Below are 20,459 nucleotides of genomic sequence, written 5' to 3' on the forward strand. Positions count from 1 at the left end.
CAGTTTCGAGTACTGGGCGGGAACAAAACAAATTTAACCTAATTCACTAACCCTATGTATAAACAAGGCGACATACTATTGCGTAAAGCGGACAAAACGGAAACGTTTTGGCTATCGCAACGCCTTGTAATGCAGACGTGCAAGTTAAAAATGCACTATCTCGAAAGTGTTAGAAATGTTTATAAAAAAACAGTGCGTGCGTGCGATTTAGCTAAAAGCGGACAGTATTTACCTGATAGTGGCAAAGGTTGGCGTTGGGCAAAGTTAAACGGTAGTTTTTATTATGCTTACGATAATATCCCTGACCGCAAACCGTGCTTTTATAAGTCTAAACTAGGCACGTTAAACGATATTAAACAAGCCTATCAGGATTTAGGCGAACTAAGCAAAGGCAACTTAATAGAATTAGCCAAACAAAGCATTGTTAATCAAGTTGTCGAACTGTACGACAGTTCTGATATTAACTATTACCAATACAATGCAGAGGTTGGTTTTAATAAAGAAAAAGCTACCCAGCTAATGATGTCTAGGGGCATGGTGTGTTTTTGTGAAAAATACAGCAGATAAAGACCAATACAAGACTTTAGGTATAAAAACAAAATCAGAGTTTTACAATGTTTGTGCCGAGTTGATTCAACCTCTAAATTTAGAAGGCTTAAGCGTATCAAGTGGAGCATATTTACGTAACAAAGTAGATTTGTTCCCAACCACGAACACTTTAGCGCAACGTTCTGCGATTATTTCGGGTAAATATAATAATACAAACGCCATGCAAGTAGGTAAACACAAACTTGTGGATACTGAAACTGGCGAAATTATAAACGTAGATATTCACCAAGCGGTAATGTTTTACGCATTTATGGCGGTAGGTCAAGGCACTAAATTGAATATGCGCCAGCAGTACGAAAGTTTTTACTTGCCTACTATGCAGGATTTTGATTTAAAGCCTACAGGCTACGAAAACTACACACGTATTTTAAGACGAAATGGCTTAAAACTGTTAACACTTAAGGAACGTCACGGAGCAGATTGGTATAAAAAAAGCTCATTGGCTTACGTGCCATCGCAAAAACTGCAATTTGCACACTCGTTGTATTGTGCCGATGGTTCAGGAACTATCAATTACAGATATTATAACAAGAAAGGCGAAAAGAAAACAAGAAAATTATACGTATTGCTAATTACGGATGTTGCATCAAGCAAAATTGTAGGCTGGAGTGTTGCGGACAAAGGGCAAAGTACCGAAACTTTTCAAATGCTTGATAAGGCTATTAAAATGGCAATGGAAACTAGTAATTATCAGACTATGTTTGAATTTGTGAGCGATAATCACTCCGCTTATACATCCAGCGAAAGTAAAGACTTGTTGAATATGGTTTTTAACAAAGTACGTAACATTCAAGCGGGTAATTCACAAGCTAACCCAGCCGAATTACAATTTAAGTTGTTCAAAAATAGCCTTAGAGGGTTAAGTAATTTCGGTTCTACATCATGGGGCGTAAGTATTGAAGGGCAGTCGAACCCTGATTATATCAATATAGACGAATTTCCAACTTATGAAGAAGCTATAATGCAGTTTTATGACATTGTGCAACGTTGGAATGAGACAAAAAGAGCGGATAACTTATCACCAAACGAGCGATTTGAACACAAAAACCCGAAATGCGAAGCGATGGATAAACGAGTAATTCGCTATCTAAACGCTAATCATACCAAGGTAAACCCAGCTTATATGCGTGGATTCATAAAAGTAACCAAGTCATTAGGCGGTTATAATAACACTAAAGAGTTTCTTTTTGAATTGCCTGATCCAATTGATAGTATGGAAATCATCGAAAAGGCAAATCACTACAAAAGTGCAGAGGTTAAAGTGGTTTGGGATGAAGAAAATGCAGATTTGTACAGCTTGGATGGTAAATACTTAATGACGTGCCAATTAGCACAAAGAGCCATCCAGTCGCAAGCAGAAGCTGACGATGCCAATGAAAACGCACTAAACTATCATTTAGCTAGAAAGCAAAGGCAGATAAATAGAGCTGACAACTTTACTGAATCGGTTAAAAATGCTTTTGATTCTTTGTTTTTCAATGATGAGGAGGAGTATGAAGAAGAGTTAGTAAATGAATTGCCGTACACGCATCAAATGCAATTAGGTGGTAATAAGGAAAGTTACAACGAGATAATGGAAACAACCACAGCAGAAAAGCCTAAAACAGCAAAAGAATTATTACTGGAAAGAACAAAAAGAAAGTTCTCCTCAATACAGGAGAACTTGCAAAACCAAGCTAGTGCTTAAAATATGGTAACTAACGAATAAAAAAAGTTATGACAAAATTAAACAATTTTCAAAAGACAAAACAAATTCCTGATGCTATTAGAATGTATTTGGTAGAAAAAAACACCAATCAAGCCAACTTAGCAAAGTTATCAGGTGTAGGTGAAGCCTATGTATCTACCATTTTAGCAGGTAAAACCACTATTGCAAAATCTGAAATCAAAGACAAATATTACGAAGCAATTTGCCAGTTTATCGGCTTCGAGCTAAAGCCTGAGTTATGGAGACACTTCGATACGACTAACTATATGCTTTTCATTACCTCAATTGTGGAAGCAAGACAAGAGAAAAAGCGATTCACCTTTGACGGTGACACAGGATCAGGAAAAACTTACGCTTGTAAAGAGTACAAAAGACAATTCCCAACAAACACATTTCTTGTAACCTGTTCGGCAATTGAAAACAGCAAAGAATTTGCCATAAACATAGCCGAAGTGGTAGGAGTTGAAACGCACGGAACTGCGGGTGCAATCATCAAAAGAGTGGTAAAAAAACTTATAACATTAGAGGATGCCATTCTATACATCGATGAAGCGGAACACATAAAAAACAAAAGCGGCTACATCAATATAATCAAAAGTTTAGCCGATTTATTGGAAGGAAAGGTAGCCTTTGGACTGGTTGGAATGGGAATCAATGATATTTTAAACAAAGGATTTGAGCGTAACAAACAGAACTTTAGACAAACAGCCCGCCGATTTTCTGACCGAGGCAGATGTATAGAAGATATATCGGAAGATATAGCGAACATTTGCCACGATATGAACATAACCAGCAAAAGGATAATTAACTGGTTTACCAACAGAATTAAGGACTTTGATACTATGAAGATTATTATTACTAAAGCGATTAAAGAAATTGCCGATACAGGAGAACCGATAAGCATTGAACTGTTAAACTCGATTTATCATGGTCGATAAAACAACTAATAGACGCTACTATTTGCATCGTGCAGTAAAAAAGCAATTCAACGCAAGAGTAAGTCCACGTAAAAAACTGGTTTACATAGCCTACAATCTCATAGAGGAGGACAAAGTTAAGGAGTTACAAACAAAATTTAATTATACAATTCAAACAGAAATAGTCTAACATGGAAGCACTAGCACAATTATCAGATAGCGAAATTTTAAAAGAGTTAGCTCGTAGAAACGAGAAAAAAGAAGCTAACAAAAAAGCGTACAACGACTTGAAAGAGGAACACATTCCGCAACTATTCAGCCGTTTAGAGCAATGGTCAGAAGATGGCGAAGCCATAAAAGCAGAAATCTACCAAGGGCTAAAACAATTAATAGAATTAAAGTTTGAAACCTATAGCGCAAAAACAAATCAAAAATCACACACGTTTAGCGCTAGTAATGGACAATCCATTACTATTGGTTACCATGTTACGGCAGGTTATGACGATACAGTTTACATGGGGGTCGCAAAGGTCAAAAACTTTATCAATTCACTCATTAAAGACGAAGACACAGCCAAGTTAGTAAAACAGCTAAATAATCTTTTAAAACCCGATAAAAAGGGGGATTTAGACCCTAAAAGGATAATGGAGCTGAAACAAATAACCAAAGAGTACAAAGATTTTGAATTACTGGAAGGTGTTGAAATTATTGAAAACGCATACTCTCCACGTCGTTCCGCTTGGTTTATTCAAGCATCATTTCAAAATAACGTAGGAATCGACCAGCATTTACCGCTTTCAATAGCCTCAATGAATTTTCCAAAAGGCTTTGATTTAAGCTTTTTGATTAAAGAAGAAAACCAATAATAATCCCGAGAGGTACACACCCAGTTTCGAGTACTGGGCGGGAACAAAGTTTTAAATGTCCCCTGTTTAGGCAGGGGCATAAAAAAAGAAAGTATGAATACACAAGACAAAATTAACGCTTTATGTAGCAAGTTCAGTGCTTCGGCATTGAGTAAGGCAGTGTACATGGAAACGAAACGTACTACTGATATTACAGAACTTTCAAGAGAGGAAGTCGAAGCACTTTATACTCGTTTCTTTCCTAAAAAATCAGCCATTGATTTTTTATTTGAAATGGAGCAAGAAAGAGAGTTAAAAAGGCTTCGCTCGGTAATTATTAAAGAGGCTCAGTTTATAGGCATTTATACGCCTGAATCATGGGTTACTTTCAACCGTTTTATGCTCAATAAAAGCATCTTTAAAAAGGCTTTAAACGAGTATAAAATTGACGAATTTCCACAGTTAATAAAGCAGTTCAAGTCGATTAGTACTAAAGTATCAAAAGCTAAAATAATACCACACACTTCGGGTTGGTACACTATGCTCGGCTTGAATGATATAAGCCGAAATTAAAAAAAGACCTGCCATAACTGACAAGCCTTTCCTCTTAGCATAGCAAAGGTAAAAAATTAAATTCTTTTCAGGCATGGCATACAACAAAAAAAATCTTTACAAACGTATTATTGAAATTCAAGACATTACAATTCATGAAAAATACCAAAAAGGGTTAACGCAAAAGGAGATTTACTGGAATATCATTTATCCCAAGTTTAAGATTTGCGAGCGTACATTTTCAAGTTACCTCGGAACTCCAGCCAAACAAGAGCTAAAAAAAATGAGCCAAGCTGAACAATCGCATAATCAATTAACACTTTTTAATATTTAATCATGGACAAAGTAACACAAGAAAGAATCAGTAAACTACACCCGACAGTAAGGGAAACGATGGTAAAGATTATCAATAGTTGTAACGAAGCTTTAAAAGGTAAAGCACAAGTACGCATTACCCAAGGCTTAAGAACCAATGAAGAACAAAATGATTTGTACGCCATAGGCAGGACAAAAAAAGGCAAAAAAGTAACCAATGCCAAAGGGGGCGAATCTATTCACAATTACGGTTTTGCAGTAGACATCTGCCTAATGATAGATGGTAAAACAGCCAGCTGGGACACAGCTAAGGACTGGGATAACGACCAAATAGCAGACTGGATGGAATGTGTTAAGATTTTTGCACTACACGGCTGGGTTTGGGGCGGTAGTTGGGTAAAATTCAAAGATATGCCCCACTTTGAAATGAAAAATTTAACATGGAGACAGTTGGCAAAACTCCCGAAAGATGCCAGCGGTTATGTAAAACTATGAAAAAAGACAAAAAAATATAAAAACCGTATGTATCCACTCCAGTACTTATACCAAAGTACTGGAGGTTTGGGCAACGGTCGAGAAAACAGTACAAGTGTGCTGTGATTGTAAAAAAGAAATAGGAAAACCAAAATTTGAAACCTAATGCAAGTACTAGCACATACCATTAAAACCGATTGCCATTTCGTGCTGTCTTATTCAAAATCAGGAAAGCTCGAATCGGTGAAATTAAAAAAAGGTAAAATGCAACCGCAATTGTGGGATAAAATTGGGAAAATTCTACCGCCTACTTTTGAAGATTTAACCAGCTTTAAAGAAACTTTAAAAGGAACGGTGAGCTATACCGAAGTGGTAAAAGAAAAGAATTTGTTTACGGAGTTCAACACTATGTGGTTTGCCTTTTACGAAAATTATACAGGATTCCCACCCAAGTTTACGGGGATTGACGGTAAAAGTTTAAAACAAATTATCACGTATCTGCAAAGCGTATGTACTACAGAGGAAGAAAGCTTGCAAGTGTGGCAAAACCTTTTAAACAACTGGCATAAACTGGATAAATTTCATCAAAAAAATACAGATTTAAAGTACATCAATAGCCAACTTAATAAACTTCTACAAGATGCAAAGCAAAGCAATAGCGGTTCAAAAATCAAGTATAGCGACAATTTCCAACGAAAAATTATTGAATCGTTACAGTCCTAAAAACTGCATGGAACACGCCTACAAAGTAATCACGCTGGAGGATGCAATGAACAATAACAAAGCCCCAAGTTTAGGCGCTATTCGTAGAGATAAAGGCGATAAGTTCTCAAAAGGCTTGGTGATGGTGTGGCTACTGTACATAAACGACCTTTTAAACTTGAATAGACCACTCACCGAAGACCAAATTGAATGGTGTGCCACGCAAATAATTAGTGATTTTGCCTATTTAAAAATATCAGACCTTACCTTGCTTACCAAGCGTATTATATCAGGGGTTTACGGCGAGTTCTTTGAGTCGCTCAATTCAGCTAAACTCCTACGTTTTTTTACACAATACGCTGAGGAACGTATGGAACTGGCAGAAAACAACAGTTTAAGAGCGCATCAAAACCATGCCAGCGAAGACACTTTTAACTACTCGCAAAACATAGAACGTATTTGGAGAGGTGCCAAAGGATTTAATAGTAATAAGTAGATATGGAAAGTAAAATTTTAACAAAAATCAGAAAATTATTAGCCAAGGCTAACTGTGGAGCTTCCTCGGAAAGCGAGGTAGAGACTTGTTTAAAATTGGCTCAAAAATTAATGATGCAACACAATTTAGACAAATCAGATGTTGAAATTCATATTTCCGACATCAATAAAGAGGTAGTTTATTCCGATTTATGGAAGTACTTCAAGTATAAGACTGCAAACTTTGAGTGGAATTTATTAGACACTATAGCTGAGGGTTATAATTGTAGAGTTTTTCAAGGTGTTAGTTATGATTTTGATGCTATAGACTGGAGAAGTACAAAAAGAACTAAGCTTTCTATTGTAGGTACTTTTGAAAACAGAATGATTGCTAAAGAACTATATCAATCGTGTGTTGAAATATTTTTGAACCTATCGGAAATTAGATACAATGAATACAAGATATTAAAGAAAAACACTTTAACAAGGCAGTTAAATGAGTTTGGAATGACTAAAAATATTACGATTCAATGGCTCGAAAAAAGTAAACTAATGTCTTCTAAAAAAACGTTTATCACTTCTTATTTAATTGGTTGTACTAAAGGAATTCAAAAGTATTTAGAAGAACAGAGAAAAGAAATACTCGCAATTGATGATAATGCGTCTAAATGGGGATTGATTGTTTTAAAAAATGATGAGTTGATTGAAAAAGCCATCCCTGATATAATTGGAGATTTTTCAAAAAAAGCAGTAAAATCTGTGGCACATTGCAAAGAAGGTTTTTTACAAGGTGTTGAAGATGGTAATAGAAACCAAGCAGTTAAAGAACTTGAAACTTAACAGCAATGATTAAATCTAGTACCTATATCCGAAGCTTCACACCTGAGCAACGGAAACAACTTGAAGAAGTAGCAAGTACCAAAGGTTTTAAAACTGTTCCTGAAATCCTCTTTTACGCTCTTGAACAACACTTGGAGCAAAACAAAGAAATTCAACGGCTTAAAAGAATAATCGAGTACAAACAAAAGAAAATCGAAAAATTGAATAATGAATATTGAATATTTGAGAAAATCATTTTTATAACTTTGCTGAAATTAAAAAATTAAATTATGAAAAAAATTAGTCTGATTTTGATTAGTATTGTTGTAATATCATGTGGAGGTAGAAATCATGAAAACATAACGATCATTCAAGATTTTTGCATAAAACCTCAAGATGAATTGGTTAAGTTATATGGTAAGCCTGAGGATAGCATAAATTTAAAAGGATTCAAACAATTTGGGTGGAATTTGGAGAACTTTAAAATTACTAAAAATGAAGACGACAAATACAAAAATATTATTTTCGAAAATATTGAATTAGATGGTTTGAGTTTATCAGAAGAGACGGGTTTTACAGGTTGTTTAACTAATTATGAAGGTAAAGGCGTAACAACTTTGAAATTAATTAAAGGAGATGCTTTAAATGTTCATTATGACGAAAACACAGACTATTTAAAGATAAGCATCCGAAAATAACAAAAAGCAGGCATAACGCCTGCTTTTTTAGTCTAATAGTTTTTGGTATAAATCCGTTTCGAGCTGTAGGCTCTCTATTTCTCCTTTTATGTATTCTTTCGGCGTTAACATACCTTGATAACGACAATTATAGGTTAGTATATACACATCCACTACTGTCTCATCTACTGCCAGTTCTTCACCTACTAGCACTAAACGTCCCGTGTTTTTAGTATGAAAAGAAACGAGTATTTTGTTTGTAATCCGTACAAAGTCGAGAAACTTCAAGGCTTCTCTAGCGTTAGAACTCACAGACGAATAATCTCGCAATTGTTCATAACATAGCCTAATAGTCATGGTAGCCGTTTGACTGGTGTGGTCAACACTCCAGTGTACAAATACTGCGGGGAACAAATGCGCATCATAATTTTGAGAATCATAGTCCTGCCCTGCATATAGGTCAACAAAACGGACAGGTAAAATACCTTGGCTTCTATAGGTTTCTTTGGTTTGCTCGTCATTAAATACGGCTACCATTTTTTTGTAAAAATCTTTCATAGTCTTTAAAGTAGGTTTAAGATTGGTTTAATTCGTTCTCAACGGCTTGTTTCAGCATAAGCTCTAGTCCTCGTGCCAAATACTGCGAATCGCCTAAAAATTGTCGCTTAGGCACTTTAAAATGGCTTGTTCTAGTGTGAAGCTTTACGTTGTGGCTTCTTCCGTTTCGCTTGCGTTGATGGCTTCTTACATTTACCGTTTTAGAAGTTTCACCTCCTTCGTTATGCACTTTAGCATACGGTACATCCGTTCCTATATAAACAAAGTAATTACCGCTGGCTATCTTACGAATCGAGCGTTTTAAACGCCCCGAAACAGTAAGCAATGAACCTCGCCCTTTGCGTTTTCTTGCTTCCCAAGGTTGTGTTCCTTGGTCTTTCCAGTTCTTTTCAACGAAGCGTTTTTTTACGAAATTAACGGCGGTTACTCCAGCATTATTAGTCATTTCTTTTAAAAAGCCGTGTCTGCTGATACGGCTTAATTTTTTCAAAATATTCGTCTCTAAAATCTAAATCCATCATTTAAGCATTTTCAGCATTTCTAACCATTCGCATAAACATTTCCTCTAAATAGCTTTCAAAATCAGCCTTAGACATTCCTTGAACTTTCGGATCGTTCATTTTAATATCCCCTTTTATAATTGAACCAATATTAAAAGTGATATTTCTAATTTGCTGACTTTCGCCAGTAACCTTAGTTACATCGTTAGCTAGTTTGGTTTTACCTTCTTTATTTTCTTTAGATGGTGGTGCAGAATCGTATAATCCTTTTAATGGGGCTGTTTTGGGTTTTGCTTTATCTTCCTTGTTTGCTTTTATCCCCTTTTCTTCAGGAATAACCAGCTCCATTTTGGTTCTAAAGTCTTGTAATTTATCAGCACCAGCTTTAGCGTGTTTACCCAATCCCGGTATTTTTGACATTAACTCTAGTAATTGTTGTAATGGTTTTAAAAACACATCCATTAAAACGACGCCAATACGCTTTAAACCGCCGATAATACCACCACTTTCAAAAGCTTCTGTAATGCTATCCCAATGTGTTCTAATAAGTAGAAACGCCGAAACGATACGCCCAATGGGTCCCATGATCCAAAGCATCAATGCGCCGAATTTTTCAAACTTGACAATAGCAATAGTAATATAAGCTATAAGTGCGCCTATTGCTATTGCGATAAGTCCAATAGGATTGGCACTCATAGCCGTGTTTAAAAGCCATTGTGCAACGGTCAGTCCTTTTACGGCTTGTGATGCTAGTGTAAAAGCAGTAGCAATTTTGTAAAATAAGAACAAACCACCCGCTACGGGGATTAATATTTTCAAAACGCTTACGATGTCGTCAAAATTATCATATACAGCATTAATCACAGGATTCAAAGCATCTAATCCTTTAGCTATAATAGGTAGTATTTTTTCACCTAATTTTATCATCATAGCTTTAATTTTATTTTGAATGATTCCCCATTGTTCCATCGGGGTTAATGAATCGATGTAAGCTTTATTTAAAGAACCTACAGAACCAAAAGCTCCGTCTGTAGCTTTTCTTAATCCATTAATATCCTGCATTAAAACACTAAAACCTAAAGATGCAGACTCATCCAATCCTAATTTATTTAGTTGAATTGCTTTATCTTTATTAGATAATCCTTCTATTTTACGGTTTAATTGTTCTATGATATTAACCATTGGGCGTATTTTACCAGTAGAGCTAAATACTTCAATTCCTAGCGCTTTAAAACCGCTAACCATTTTTCCTGTCTTATCCATTTTCCCAATGGCTACATCAGGGTTTGCCAAAGCACGCATAATACCTTCAAGCGCTGTTGATGATTGTTCGCTACTTAATTTTGTGGTTAAAGAAGCGAACGCTCCTGCTGTATCTTCAAGCTCATAACCGAGTTTCCTTGCTAAAGGGACAACCTTAGGTAAGTAATTAGCAATATCCTTAAATTCAGCTCTACCATCTTTAACCGTCTGAAACAAAATATCATAAACACGGTTAATATCTTCACCTGATGAAGTCATAGTAGCAATACCCGCCGATGCGACTGTTTCAATATCCACAAAACCAGCCTTTGCTGCACGTAATGTAGGCTCTAACGCTTCCATGGATTGATTTACATCTAAACCCGCTGAAATAATACGGTTAAAGGCTTTGGGAACTTCCTCGAGTGGCGCAACATTTCGTGCGCCTATATCGAGTAATTTATTCGAAAGCCCTTGTAACTCTTTTTGAGACATTCCCGCCGTAACGTTGACCTCCGCTAACTGGGTGTGCCAGTCATTGGCTTGTTTGGTGGCGTTAGCAAATAGCGTACCCACACCCATAATACCAGCACCCAGCAATACCCATTTATTAGTCGCAATGTCTAAAGCTCGGTCTAAAAAAGGAATTTCCGCAGTAATTTCACTGAATGATTCCCGCATTCTTGAAGCGCCTCGGTTGAATTTGTTTTGAATTGAAGCAAACTTGGAGCTGACTTTGTCGCTCAAATCCAAGAGCATAGTTAATTTAGCTGATGCCATTTTGTATTTGTATTAATTATTTTATTACTTTTGTTTTGAATCATTAAGGCTCTACATTAAAGCTACCGAAAAGCTGAGGATAGGATGCGTATAAAACCCGCTCGATTTAGAGAAAAAGGGGTAAGCTTTAAGGGTTCTTCCTCTCTACAAGCAGACCTTTTCGCACGAAGTGGTCTGCTTGTTTCATAGTATACCAAGTGTTAATTTTCAAAGCCTTGGTTTTTGGGTCTACATCGCAATCAACAACTAACGCTTTATCTTTGTAAAACTTGATATATCGACTTTGGAACTTTTGACCGTTGTTTTTATAGTCAAAATACCAATGTTCATCAGGATTTGAAATAACTTTTTGAATGTGTGGGAATAATTGATGTCTCAGTTCATCCTTTCCTGTGTAATAGCCTTGCGTGTGTCTATCGAAATCCTTTTCTGATAAAATCATTTTTCTATCCAAATAATCTGAAAAGCCCATATAGTTAGTGTCTTTCTCTTTTTTGAATAGCTCTTTTACATTTTTAGGGGTAATAGTTCCATCCAGTTCAATTGCTTTTAAAGAATCTTTAAAGTCTTGATAAAGTTTCAAATTGTACTTATCAAAAGTCATATCGTTAATTTTTTCAGGCAATCCTTTTGCATCAACGTAAAACTCTTTTTTAGTGAATACTTGTTTTAAATCACCTCGATTAACTTCAAATGATGAACCTTTAAACTTGGAATCAGTAAGCTCGAGCAAACGTTTTGCATCTGCTCCTTTGGTCACCACCCCCTTGGTTTCGCCTATGTATTGAAGCATTTCACAACGACAACCAAAACCATTAGGCGGAAACAAGTCCATAGCTTCTTTATCTGAAAGGTTAAATACCTTACCGTTCAATACTTCGTGTGAGGAACGTACTTTATCATCCCCCACGGTTTGGTATTGTACGTATGAGGTTACGGTGTCTTTTTCTTCCATGAATCGATAGTAAGAAGCTGAATTTTGACCAACGGCAACCGATAAATTGTATTCTGTACGCAAGTGGCTACGGTTTAAATTCTCCGTTTCTTGCATACATAACAATTCGAATTGTTGGTAATCTCTTAGTTCTTTTTATCCTTGTTAATTAAAAGCTCTGTCATCGATGCCATTCGTTTCTCAGCTTTTGAAGTTGCAAACATGAAAATGTTATACTCCATCATTTGCAATGCAAGCACATCAGCACCAGTATAAGGGTTTATCGTTTTAAAATCATTGCGTAATCCTTGTAAAAGCTCCAGTCCTTCTGCTTGTATCATTCGTCCTAAAATTCCCTTTGTTTCCTTTCCATTCCAAAGTGAAAGCGCCAGTTCTTTACAAAGAGCATCCAATAATGTACTTATACTTTTACCTAGTGCCAAAGGTTCACAGCCACATTTATTAGCCACGCTATAAGCTACGGGTTGGGATTTTTTTTTACTTGCGCCGATGTGTCAATTTTATTTGTTGGTGCGCTTACTTCTTTTAATGTTAATGGAATATTGAAAGTTTGCGATAACCAGTTCGTATCAATAGTGTAACCGTTATTCATAATTCCGCTGGTGATAGTCCAAAGTTGTGCAATATCTACTTCTTGCTGTGCTGTTTTGAAACGAAACATATCATCAGGGGTAATCTTATAACCTTGAAGTATCAACAACTCAAAAAGCTGGTCATTAACCACAAAGGCAATCATCCGTTTGTCAGCCATTGCAATTTTACCATCCAAAGTACGTTCGTGTACTTCGGTTTGTGAGCGATTGCCAGCCTGTTCTGAAAGCGTAGAACTCCCAACAAGTAATTTACTTACTACTTCGGCATTCGATTGTATAAACTCTTTATATACTCTAAACGCATCGGTTCTGTTAGCTTCATTAAACTTTATTTCTGTACCATACGGGAATGTACCTACAGATGCTTCGGCTAGCTCTAAAAGCATTTGGTGTACTCTTTCAATTGTAGCGTTATCACCAGTAGAAGTGGTAGCGGTAATGAGTGGTAAACCGAATTTTTCGCAAAACTCAGCCCACGACTGAAATACATTTCTAAGCCAAATAAGATTAGGGATAATATTGTTTATAATTCCTAAATCGGTATCATTACCCAATGCCAATAACCAAGGTTTAAAGCTTTCATCATCGTACTGGATAAATTCACGCTTTGATAAATCAGGGTAAATACGTTTAAATGGAGGTACTACGTTACGCCTTGGGATAACAGATAATTTTACTTTATCGCCCGAGAACTCCTTAAACTCTACTAGTGTATGTCCGAAAATGATTTTATCTAAGGTTATCTCTAAGAGTTCATAAAACCATTGGTTGTTTATTAAACCTGTTAGTTCCTCATTAACCTTACCTGTTTTTCTATTGTAAATTTCAAACTCAGTATTTAGTGTAGCCATTTTACGCATTTGGATTTGACTTTGCAAATGTCCATCTGTAAGTAAGTCGTCCAGTAAATCGTAGTATAAGTTTAATTTGGGTTCTTTAGGGTGGTTTGCCATAGCTAAAGCATCTCTCCATTTTTTGATGTCTTTTCGTGAGTTATCTTTAAAAGAACTCACGATATTCAAAATAGCGGGATTGGTGTTTGTGCGTGTTTTTTCTTGAATCGCAGAAACCTTATTTTTTTTAACGGAAAATTCAAAACCTAATACTTTCATTGTGTTTTATTTTTTAATGGCTTAAAAAGAAGTTTAAAGATGGTTTAAAGAGTTACCATCTATGATTAGACGGTTTGTTTTTACTGCTGATCTTAAAACCAGTCATTATTTGGTTATTTGCATCAGTTAGCTTGGGTAGGTCGGGCGTGATTTCGCCTTTGGCTACTTCTTTTAGCCAGTCGATTGCATCTTGATAACGTTGCGAGCGAATTTCTGTAATCTTTTTGGGATTAATAGAAGTATATAAATGATAAAGCGTGCAGTCAATAACGACCATTACAAGGTGCGGATTCCTGTCCATACCTTGGGCTTTAAAAATAGTAGCTACATCAAACTTGCCACTCAAATAGTTTTTTATTTGACTTATAGCCATATCTTGAGCAATGCTTAACTTTTGCGGTGAATAATTCTCGAGCAATATGTCTTTTATCTCATTGCGTATTAATACGGAATAATCTTCTTCTAAAATGAATCCCATTAGAACCTGTTTTTTTGATTGTTAATTGTTTCTTTTCTGCTCACCATTTTTGGTGGAATAGTATTTATAATGGATGCTGTGTTGAGCTTAACTATAGCCGATTGTAACGCATCGGGTGCATCATCATGTGCGCCACTTCCTTTTTGGAAGGCTAAAAGCTGGTTTAATAGTTCTTTAAAATCGTTACTATTTTCAAGCGATTTGCTAAACTTTACCTTTCCTCTTTCAAAATATCCCGCCATTGATTCAATACGGTCAAATTTGTCGCTCTTACTTTTTTTGTCAGCTCTTACAGGAATGTACCAGCCTAGTTGTGCGCCTACATTGTCAAAGTCATTTACAAAATCGTCCATTGCAAATAATCCCTCAATCCAGTAGTTAACATTTAGATTTAGCAAGCCTTCATGTGCAACTTTATCATATAACCAAAGTGCTGTATTGTTCTTTGAGGTTTGCCTTACAAAACAATCCAGTACATGAAACTCTAAACCTATCTTACCAACAAAAACCATTGCTTTAAAGTCACCCGCATCTTTATATGATAAATCCCCATAAAAAACCAATGCTTCGTATTTGTTCAACTTCAAAGGCGTGCAATATTCGATAAATTCATTTTTGAAAATTGAACCTTCTACAATGTGAATGTGTTGGTACTCCCGCATAAATGAGCGGTAAGGCGTTGTAGCAAACTTTTCACGCCAATAATCCGCCGATGTTTTTTCTGCCCATGAGGGTTCAAACGTGCTTAAATTTTTAACCGCCGGAACACTCACTATAAAGTGGCGTATTGTAAAACCGCTTTCTTTAGCTTTTTGAATGTAGCCTTGAAATTCTTTCTTTAACTGATTGATTAAAGTGTTTTTGTGAAAATTGTTGTTTGCTACTATAAATCGTCTGCGTGGACTACCTTCGTCAAATGTTCCTTTTAAGTCCTCCCAAGCCCAGTCGAATAGTTTTTTAGACAGCTCATCGTTATTGCATCGTTGTCTAGTGTCAACGTCGTCTATAACGATATAGTCAGGGCGTGAATTTGCTTCACGTAAACCCCTTGGGGATTGGCTTGCACCCAATGCCATAAATTTTGCACCGTCTGAGGTGGTGAAATCACCATTTGACCAATCTCCAAACTTAAATCGCTTACCATAGTAATGGATAAAGTTCGGGTTATGGGCTAAATTCGCCTGAATGTCACTAATGAGTTTCTTTGCTTTGTCCTCTGTTTGTGATGCTAAAAGCATAAAGCGAAGTTTGCCAGTAGCATACAAAAACAAAGGAATACCAAGCGAAAGATGTACAGATTTTGCTCCTGAACGGTAAATCTCAGCAAGTACGTCCACAACTTCATTTTCAATAATTAGCTTAGCTAATTTTTTATGAAATGGAGCGCAAGGAACTCTTGCGTATAGAGGAAAAATAGCCTCAAACCAGTCTATATAATTTTTTTCTAGTTCAAGGCGTTTCTTACGGCGTTCTTGGGGAGTTTCGTTAACATTAACGTTTTTAATTTGCTTGATTTTTTTACAATGCTCCTCATAACTTGCAAGTAATTTTTCTATGTTTTTATTTAATTTCTCAGCCATTGCTACCCCTCCTGTAGTGCTTTGTGTTGTAAAAACATTTTATGCCATTCCAAGAATAGTATAGCAGTATCAGGCTCTTGGCTTGCCATCCATTGGTCAAACTCTTTAAAGACTGTAAAAACAACCTGTACCGATGTTTTATCGGATAGTTGTTCAATTGCTCTCCTAACTTCGGCTATGCTTTTCACGTCAAGGGTAGCCTCTCCACCTGATGCAAGGTGTGAAAGCTCATCAATAAGCATTTTTTTAATATTATGTGGAGTAGCCTTGTATTGATTCTTTTTTCATCCCAAGAGATATTGCTTTCTCCTACGCCTTTACTCCATTTACCTATGGTTTGTTCTGATACTCCTGTAGCATTGGCGATTGCTTTTTTGTTCAAGCCTTCCTCTACATACATACGCTCACAAATAGCGTACATCGGGTGATTATTTACACGAGTAAGTTTTGTCATTTTAATAATATTTTTTCAAAACTACCCACTCATTAACAGCAAGTTAAATAAAAGTGCAACCCTTCCCTAAGAAAAAAACAACCCAAAAACCTGCTTTATGTTTGCATCAAATAAAACGACAACCTAGAAATAATAAGTAATGTTAATTAAAACCATTGAAAATACACTACACGCTTACGGTAGCATTTGGCAAGGAGACGGAGCTTGGTTTTGCGAAACCTTAAACCGTTTAGAATCTTCTTACTCGGATATTACAATTCGATTACACACCGACGGCGGTAGTGTGTTTGATGGCAACTTAATTTTTAACGCTATAAACAAAAGCAAAAGCAATATTGATATAATAGTTGATGGTATAGCCGCATCCATGGGAGCCATAATCATTCTAGCCTCCAATAAGGTTAAGATAGTAGATAACGGTTTTGTAATGATTCATGCTCCCAGTTTGTACGGCGGTGGAACGGCGTCCGATTTAGAAGGTCAAGCTTCTTTGCTTAGAAAAATGGAAGAAAACTTCAAAGAACTTCTTTCCGCTAAAACGAACTTAAACCCTGAGGAAATAAATAAGCTTATGATTGGCGACCACTGGTTTAATGCGCAAGAGTGTTTAGACATGGGTTTAGTGAGCGAGGTAGTGCCTTGGGTAGTTGAACCAGCTATTGAAATTCAACCACAAGAAATGCAACCAAGCGATGTTTTTTCAGCTTATGCTTCGCTACTTACAATGGCAAACTTTAACAGTCAAAAATTAGACGATAATATGAAACAGTTAATCATTCAGGCTTTAAACCTGCCTAATGTAACGGCTCAAAGCTCCGATACCGCAGTTTTAGAAGCTTTACAAAATCAGTTTAAAACAGAGCGTGAGGCAAAGGACAACGCTTTAGAAGAGTTAAACCAATACAAGAAAAGCCAATTAACAGCTTATTTGGATAGAACCGAAGCAAAAGGCGTATTCAAAAAAGAAGACAGGCAGTTGTACGAAAGTATTGGTGAAAAAGCAGGCTTTGATGATCTTGCAAAATTAATCGAAGGAATTAAACCACAAGCACCAAATATTTCAGCACTTATTACAAATGCCGATGCTTTTGAAGGTAGCGAAAACTGGTCGTTTGACCAATGGCAGAAAGAAGACCCAAAAGGATTGGAAGTTATGGCGTCTGCAAATCCTGAAAAATTTAAAAAATTGTTCAATCAAAAATATAAAAAATAATGCCTACTACTAATACAGGTTTATGGTTACAGCAGTATGTAGAGCCACAGTTACTGGAAGATTTCAGAAACTACAACGATGATTTTATAGGCGTTTTAAAAGCGCCAAATCCTAATGCCGTAACTGCTGACGGTATTCGATTTAATAAACTTATTAATAACGTAGGTTTCTATGTTAATAAATCCGACGATTTTACTACCAGTAAAATGACTGGTGAAAAAACATTAGTCGAGTGGGATAAATTAGACACAACGCCTACTGAATGTACCGATAGTGAAGCTAGAAACTTAGCATTTAACAAAGAAAGTGCTATTAAGGAAGAGCATTTCAAAAGTTTCAAAATTGGAGTTCGTGACTATGCTTTGAATAAAATTGCTCCATCAGAACATAAGGCAGGTAAAATGCCAGTTATTAGAACAACTGGTGTGGTTATCAACGGTAGAAAACGTTTGACTTATGCAGATATGTTAAACTTCTTAGAGGAAGTGGCTAGTTTAAATTTAACTGACCAAGAAGCTTTATATATGATTTTGAACACCACACATCGTATGGATTTAATGCAGGATAAGGCGGGGTCTAACAGTCATAAGGATAATTTGATATTCGACCCATTGACAGGAAAAATTAAAAGATTCTATAATTTGAATCTTTTTGAAAACGCAACTACTCCTTTATATGGAAGCAATGGTAAATTAAAATCATTGGGTTCAACTACTGTTCAAGGCGACCAAAAAGGGTCAATCTTCTTTTATCAACCAAACACAGTTTACCATATTGAAGATGTTAAGGTTCAATATAAACCAATGTCAGGGGATACAAGAAGCGCCGACCCTAAAAGCGAATTACGTTTACACGCTTACGGCTTGTGCGATAAAGTGCAAGAACATGGATTTGGTGCAATCATTTCTGATAACGCATAAACTAGAACTTATGACAACAGAAGGAAAAGCAATTGGATTACAAATATTAGAAAAACAACCTGAGTTAAAGGCTGTTTTCTTAACAGTCGAGGGCGAATACTTTACCTGTAAAGATTGGGCGATGAACGGCACGAAGGAAAAGGATAAACTAGAAGTTATTACACGTTCTGAAAAATTAGGTGAAAAGCTTCCTAAAGAAGACGAGTCCTTTAGTAGTGAAGAAGTAGTGCCAAACAATACAAATAAAAATAATCAACAAGGGGTATTCAATCTAACAGAAAAAACAGACGAAGAACCGCCAAAAGAATAGTAGTAAAATGGCAGATTTAAAAGGATTCAATTTACAAAAAGGAAAGCAAGGCGCGAGTATTTTGGATAACTCGGAAGGAGTTACCGCTCTTGTTGTTTCTTCACCAGTTCCACAAGGAATGGAGCATCAAAAATCTTTTGTTATTTACAATCGGAATGATGCCAAAGCAAAAGGCATTACTTCTGAATTTGACACGGCTAACAATGTGAATGTATACAGGCATATAGACGAATATTATCGTCTAGCTAAAGAGGGCAATCCTTTATACATAATGCTGGTAGAACAAAATAAAACCATCACCGAAATGACGGAATTAGCAAAAAAGCTTTTGGTTTTTGCTGGTGGGTATGCTTCCCTTTTAGGGATTGCGGTTAATTTACCTGCAAACGATGTTCCAGTGATGTTAAACGGTCTTCCTAAAAATGTTATTGATGGCATTTCTAAAGCTCAAGCTCTTTATAACTGGAGTTATGAAAATAATATGCCTTGTCAAATTTTCTTAGAAGGGTATAATTATTCAGGTACTGCTTCGGCTGTTGCCAATTTGAGAGACTTAACCAATTTAGAAGCCGATAAGGTGACTGTGTTTATTGGTCAAGATTATCAATATGCTAAAAGTAAAACAGGGTTAGCAAAAAAATACGCTGATATAGGAACTGTTCTTGGAGTAGCGTCAAAAGCGCTAGTACATCAGAACATTGGAAATAATGAGCTTTTCAATATTACGGATGCGACAAAGGACGCATGGTTAGAACCAGCCCTGTCCTCTAATGTATTAAACATTGATTGCTTTTCTGATTTACAAACTTTGGAAAATAAGGGTTTTGTTTTTGGAATCAATTACACAGGGTTAGCTGGAGTTAGAATAAACAACGACCACGTTTGTGCGCCTATAAAAATGGATACTGACAAAGTGATTAACGAGCATACAGTAGCATACGGTAGAACTATGAACAAGGCGGTTAGAAAGCTTAGAGCTGCTTATTTACCCAAAATTAAAACCGACTGGTTTGTGGATAAAGCAACGGGGACTTTGTCGCCAGCAACAATTGTTGCACTAGAAGATATTGGAAATAAAGTTTTTGCCCAAATGATCAAGGAAGGGAATATTTCATACGGTAAAACCATCGTTGACAAAAAATCTGACTTATTGGTTCAAAAAACATTGCTAGTGTCTTTTGTTATCGTACCCAAAGGAACAATTGGAGAAATTCAAGGAACTATTAACCTTAAAACACAAACGTAATGGCAGACTTAATTAGAAATTCAAAGGCGTATGATAGTGCCGACGTTAAAGTCCAAATTAACGGTGTGCCTATCGAGGTAAAAAGCATATCATACGGTAACGAACAGGAGCATCAGTTAAACCATTCGTTAGGAGCTAAAGCCACTTCGTGGAGTATGGGGAAAATAACCCCGTCGGCTTCGATGACTTTAGCAATGCACGACGCAGTCCCTTTGGAGGTAGCATCGCAAGGAAATAGCTTGCTGAATATTAAACCATTTACTATTACAATTGAATTTATAAACGAATACAATTTAATAGTTGTTGATAAAGTGGTCGCTAAATTCAAAAACGAAGGACGTGAAGTTACTGGAGACATGGGGCTGGAAAAACAATACGAACTATTTGCTCTTGATGTGGTGTTAAATATTGCATCCTAAATTATTA

27 protein-coding genes are annotated in these 20,459 nt (G+C 36.3%); 17 read left to right on the forward strand and 10 right to left on the reverse strand.

What is annotated here, in order from left to right:
• Window positions 1-150 precede the first annotated feature (150 nt).
• The 12 genes from JJC05_RS01545 to JJC05_RS01600 all read left to right on the forward strand — a co-directional run bounded on the left by JJC05_RS01545 (window position 151) and on the right by JJC05_RS01600 (window position 8,113).
• Complete coding sequence (locus tag JJC05_RS01545) at window positions 151-567, forward strand: hypothetical protein (protein WP_235878032.1); 417 nt, start codon at window positions 151-153, stop codon at window positions 565-567.
• Complete coding sequence (locus JJC05_RS01550; RefSeq protein WP_235878033.1) at window positions 548-2,296, forward strand: DDE-type integrase/transposase/recombinase; 1,749 nt, start codon at window positions 548-550, stop codon at window positions 2,294-2,296. The genes JJC05_RS01545 and JJC05_RS01550 overlap by 20 nt, the downstream gene beginning before the upstream one ends.
• Window positions 2,297-2,325: 29 nt before the next feature.
• A complete protein-coding gene (locus JJC05_RS01555) occupies window positions 2,326-3,255 on the forward strand; it encodes an AAA family ATPase (protein WP_088394918.1) in 930 nt (309 codons plus the stop codon).
• 170 nt (window positions 3,256-3,425) lie between these two features.
• Complete coding sequence (locus JJC05_RS01560; protein ID WP_088394922.1) at window positions 3,426-4,100, forward strand: DUF3164 family protein; 675 nt, start codon at window positions 3,426-3,428, stop codon at window positions 4,098-4,100.
• Window positions 4,101-4,193: 93 nt separating this feature from the next.
• Window positions 4,194-4,652 carry a hypothetical protein gene (locus tag JJC05_RS01565; RefSeq protein WP_235878034.1) on the forward strand — a complete coding sequence of 153 codons (459 nt, stop codon included), beginning with the start codon at window positions 4,194-4,196 and terminating at the stop codon, window positions 4,650-4,652.
• 73 nt (window positions 4,653-4,725) lie between these two features.
• Entirely contained in the window at window positions 4,726-4,965 is a 240-nt protein-coding gene (locus JJC05_RS01570) for a hypothetical protein (RefSeq protein WP_088395002.1), read from the forward strand.
• Between the two features lie 2 nt (window positions 4,966-4,967).
• Window positions 4,968-5,441 (forward strand): M15 family metallopeptidase, encoded by a 474-nt coding sequence (locus JJC05_RS01575; protein WP_235878035.1) that lies wholly within the window; start codon window positions 4,968-4,970, stop codon window positions 5,439-5,441.
• A 144-nt stretch (window positions 5,442-5,585) separates the two neighbouring features.
• Window positions 5,586-6,143, forward strand: a complete 558-nt coding sequence (locus JJC05_RS01580) for a hypothetical protein (RefSeq protein WP_235878036.1) — start codon at window positions 5,586-5,588, stop codon at window positions 6,141-6,143.
• 7 nt (window positions 6,144-6,150) lie between these two features.
• Complete coding sequence (locus JJC05_RS01585) at window positions 6,151-6,618, forward strand: hypothetical protein (RefSeq protein WP_235878037.1); 468 nt, start codon at window positions 6,151-6,153, stop codon at window positions 6,616-6,618.
• Between the two features lie 2 nt (window positions 6,619-6,620).
• Entirely contained in the window at window positions 6,621-7,436 is an 816-nt protein-coding gene (locus tag JJC05_RS01590; RefSeq protein ID WP_235878039.1) for a DUF2786 domain-containing protein, read from the forward strand.
• Window positions 7,437-7,441: 5 nt separating this feature from the next.
• The gene (locus JJC05_RS01595; protein WP_235878040.1) at window positions 7,442-7,654 is read left to right on the forward strand and encodes a hypothetical protein; all 213 of its coding nucleotides are present in this window, start codon (window positions 7,442-7,444) and stop codon (window positions 7,652-7,654) included.
• Window positions 7,655-7,705: 51 nt separating this feature from the next.
• Window positions 7,706-8,113, forward strand: a complete 408-nt coding sequence (locus JJC05_RS01600) for a hypothetical protein (protein ID WP_088395014.1) — start codon at window positions 7,706-7,708, stop codon at window positions 8,111-8,113.
• 27 nt (window positions 8,114-8,140) lie between these two features.
• Here the strand turns inward: JJC05_RS01600 and JJC05_RS01605 are convergent, their stop codons facing one another.
• The 10 genes from JJC05_RS01605 to JJC05_RS01650 form a co-directional block, all read right to left on the reverse strand.
• Window positions 8,141-8,650 carry a hypothetical protein gene (locus JJC05_RS01605; RefSeq protein WP_088395012.1) on the reverse strand — a complete coding sequence of 170 codons (510 nt, stop codon included), beginning with the start codon at window positions 8,648-8,650 and terminating at the stop codon, window positions 8,141-8,143.
• 16 nt (window positions 8,651-8,666) lie between these two features.
• The gene (locus JJC05_RS01610) at window positions 8,667-9,140 is read right to left on the reverse strand and encodes a phage virion morphogenesis family protein (protein ID WP_235878041.1); all 474 of its coding nucleotides are present in this window, start codon (window positions 9,138-9,140) and stop codon (window positions 8,667-8,669) included.
• Window positions 9,141-9,171: 31 nt separating this feature from the next.
• On the reverse strand, window positions 9,172-11,172 hold the full coding sequence (locus JJC05_RS01615) for a phage tail tape measure protein (RefSeq protein WP_235878043.1): 2,001 nt from the start codon (window positions 11,170-11,172) through the stop codon (window positions 9,172-9,174).
• Window positions 11,173-11,299: 127 nt separating this feature from the next.
• Window positions 11,300-12,223 (reverse strand): phage minor head protein, encoded by a 924-nt coding sequence (locus JJC05_RS01620; protein WP_235878045.1) that lies wholly within the window; start codon window positions 12,221-12,223, stop codon window positions 11,300-11,302.
• Between the two features lie 29 nt (window positions 12,224-12,252).
• Window positions 12,253-12,549, reverse strand: coding sequence for a hypothetical protein (locus tag JJC05_RS01625; protein ID WP_235878047.1), 297 nt, complete (start codon window positions 12,547-12,549; stop codon window positions 12,253-12,255).
• Window positions 12,550-12,584: 35 nt separating this feature from the next.
• Window positions 12,585-13,832, reverse strand: a complete 1,248-nt coding sequence (locus JJC05_RS01630) for a phage portal protein family protein (RefSeq protein ID WP_235878049.1) — start codon at window positions 13,830-13,832, stop codon at window positions 12,585-12,587.
• Between the two features lie 52 nt (window positions 13,833-13,884).
• Entirely contained in the window at window positions 13,885-14,310 is a 426-nt protein-coding gene (locus tag JJC05_RS01635) for a phage protein Gp36 family protein (RefSeq protein ID WP_235878051.1), read from the reverse strand.
• Window positions 14,310-15,890, reverse strand: coding sequence for a phage terminase large subunit family protein (locus JJC05_RS01640; RefSeq protein WP_235878053.1), 1,581 nt, complete (start codon window positions 15,888-15,890; stop codon window positions 14,310-14,312). The genes JJC05_RS01635 and JJC05_RS01640 overlap by 1 nt, the downstream gene beginning before the upstream one ends.
• A 2-nt stretch (window positions 15,891-15,892) precedes the next feature.
• Entirely contained in the window at window positions 15,893-16,078 is a 186-nt protein-coding gene (locus tag JJC05_RS01645) for a hypothetical protein (protein ID WP_235878054.1), read from the reverse strand.
• The gene (locus tag JJC05_RS01650; protein ID WP_235878055.1) at window positions 16,075-16,344 is read right to left on the reverse strand and encodes a hypothetical protein; all 270 of its coding nucleotides are present in this window, start codon (window positions 16,342-16,344) and stop codon (window positions 16,075-16,077) included. Before JJC05_RS01650 ends, JJC05_RS01645 begins: the two co-directional genes overlap by 4 nt.
• A gap of 139 nt (window positions 16,345-16,483) precedes the next feature.
• Between JJC05_RS01650 and JJC05_RS01655 the strand changes: the two genes are divergently transcribed.
• The 5 genes from JJC05_RS01655 to JJC05_RS01675 are packed head-to-tail and all read left to right on the forward strand — an operon-like array spanning window position 16,484 to window position 20,452.
• Entirely contained in the window at window positions 16,484-17,557 is a 1,074-nt protein-coding gene (locus JJC05_RS01655; RefSeq protein WP_235878056.1) for a head maturation protease, ClpP-related, read from the forward strand.
• Window positions 17,557-18,477: a hypothetical protein gene (locus JJC05_RS01660; protein ID WP_235878057.1), complete on the forward strand. Its 921-nt coding sequence runs from the start codon at window positions 17,557-17,559 to the stop codon at window positions 18,475-18,477. The genes JJC05_RS01655 and JJC05_RS01660 overlap by 1 nt, the downstream gene beginning before the upstream one ends.
• A 10-nt stretch (window positions 18,478-18,487) precedes the next feature.
• Window positions 18,488-18,787, forward strand: coding sequence for a hypothetical protein (locus tag JJC05_RS01665; RefSeq protein ID WP_235878058.1), 300 nt, complete (start codon window positions 18,488-18,490; stop codon window positions 18,785-18,787).
• Window positions 18,788-18,794: 7 nt separating this feature from the next.
• Complete coding sequence (locus JJC05_RS01670) at window positions 18,795-20,033, forward strand: DUF2586 family protein (RefSeq protein ID WP_235878059.1); 1,239 nt, start codon at window positions 18,795-18,797, stop codon at window positions 20,031-20,033.
• Window positions 20,033-20,452, forward strand: a complete 420-nt coding sequence (locus tag JJC05_RS01675) for a hypothetical protein (RefSeq protein ID WP_235878060.1) — start codon at window positions 20,033-20,035, stop codon at window positions 20,450-20,452. The genes JJC05_RS01670 and JJC05_RS01675 overlap by 1 nt, the downstream gene beginning before the upstream one ends.
• The last annotated feature ends 7 nt before the right edge of the window (window positions 20,453-20,459 follow it).

It is taken from the genome of Flavobacterium davisii (assembly GCF_019565505.1).
Lineage (GTDB): Bacteria > Bacteroidota > Bacteroidia > Flavobacteriales > Flavobacteriaceae > Flavobacterium > Flavobacterium davisii.

Excerpts from the sequence above, each read along its gene's own strand:
- JJC05_RS01675 (WP_235878060.1), top strand. The coding sequence starts at position 20,033 with ATGGCAGACTTAATTAGAAATTCAAAGGCGTATGATAGTGCCGACGTT.
- JJC05_RS01600 (WP_088395014.1), top strand. The coding sequence starts at position 7,706 with ATGAAAAAAATTAGTCTGATTTTGATTAGTATTGTTGTAATATCATGT.
- JJC05_RS01635 (WP_235878051.1), bottom strand. The coding sequence starts at position 14,310 with ATGGGATTCATTTTAGAAGAAGATTATTCCGTATTAATACGCAATGAG.
- JJC05_RS01660 (WP_235878057.1), top strand. The coding sequence starts at position 17,557 with ATGCCTACTACTAATACAGGTTTATGGTTACAGCAGTATGTAGAGCCA.
- JJC05_RS01555 (WP_088394918.1), top strand. The coding sequence starts at position 2,326 with ATGACAAAATTAAACAATTTTCAAAAGACAAAACAAATTCCTGATGCT.
- JJC05_RS01670 (WP_235878059.1), top strand. The coding sequence starts at position 18,795 with ATGGCAGATTTAAAAGGATTCAATTTACAAAAAGGAAAGCAAGGCGCG.
- JJC05_RS01565 (WP_235878034.1), top strand. The coding sequence starts at position 4,194 with ATGAATACACAAGACAAAATTAACGCTTTATGTAGCAAGTTCAGTGCT.
- JJC05_RS01615 (WP_235878043.1), bottom strand. The coding sequence starts at position 11,172 with ATGGCATCAGCTAAATTAACTATGCTCTTGGATTTGAGCGACAAAGTC.
- JJC05_RS01650 (WP_235878055.1), bottom strand. The coding sequence starts at position 16,344 with ATGACAAAACTTACTCGTGTAAATAATCACCCGATGTACGCTATTTGT.
- JJC05_RS01585 (WP_235878037.1), top strand. The coding sequence starts at position 6,151 with ATGGAACACGCCTACAAAGTAATCACGCTGGAGGATGCAATGAACAAT.
- JJC05_RS01560 (WP_088394922.1), top strand. The coding sequence starts at position 3,426 with ATGGAAGCACTAGCACAATTATCAGATAGCGAAATTTTAAAAGAGTTA.
- JJC05_RS01545 (WP_235878032.1), top strand. The coding sequence starts at position 151 with ATGCACTATCTCGAAAGTGTTAGAAATGTTTATAAAAAAACAGTGCGT.
- JJC05_RS01605 (WP_088395012.1), bottom strand. The coding sequence starts at position 8,650 with ATGAAAGATTTTTACAAAAAAATGGTAGCCGTATTTAATGACGAGCAA.
- JJC05_RS01640 (WP_235878053.1), bottom strand. The coding sequence starts at position 15,890 with ATGGCTGAGAAATTAAATAAAAACATAGAAAAATTACTTGCAAGTTAT.
- JJC05_RS01665 (WP_235878058.1), top strand. The coding sequence starts at position 18,488 with ATGACAACAGAAGGAAAAGCAATTGGATTACAAATATTAGAAAAACAA.
- JJC05_RS01655 (WP_235878056.1), top strand. The coding sequence starts at position 16,484 with ATGTTAATTAAAACCATTGAAAATACACTACACGCTTACGGTAGCATT.
- JJC05_RS01575 (WP_235878035.1), top strand. The coding sequence starts at position 4,968 with ATGGACAAAGTAACACAAGAAAGAATCAGTAAACTACACCCGACAGTA.
- JJC05_RS01590 (WP_235878039.1), top strand. The coding sequence starts at position 6,621 with ATGGAAAGTAAAATTTTAACAAAAATCAGAAAATTATTAGCCAAGGCT.
- JJC05_RS01595 (WP_235878040.1), top strand. The coding sequence starts at position 7,442 with ATGATTAAATCTAGTACCTATATCCGAAGCTTCACACCTGAGCAACGG.
- JJC05_RS01630 (WP_235878049.1), bottom strand. The coding sequence starts at position 13,832 with ATGAAAGTATTAGGTTTTGAATTTTCCGTTAAAAAAAATAAGGTTTCT.
- JJC05_RS01570 (WP_088395002.1), top strand. The coding sequence starts at position 4,726 with ATGGCATACAACAAAAAAAATCTTTACAAACGTATTATTGAAATTCAA.
- JJC05_RS01580 (WP_235878036.1), top strand. The coding sequence starts at position 5,586 with ATGCAAGTACTAGCACATACCATTAAAACCGATTGCCATTTCGTGCTG.
- JJC05_RS01620 (WP_235878045.1), bottom strand. The coding sequence starts at position 12,223 with ATGCAAGAAACGGAGAATTTAAACCGTAGCCACTTGCGTACAGAATAC.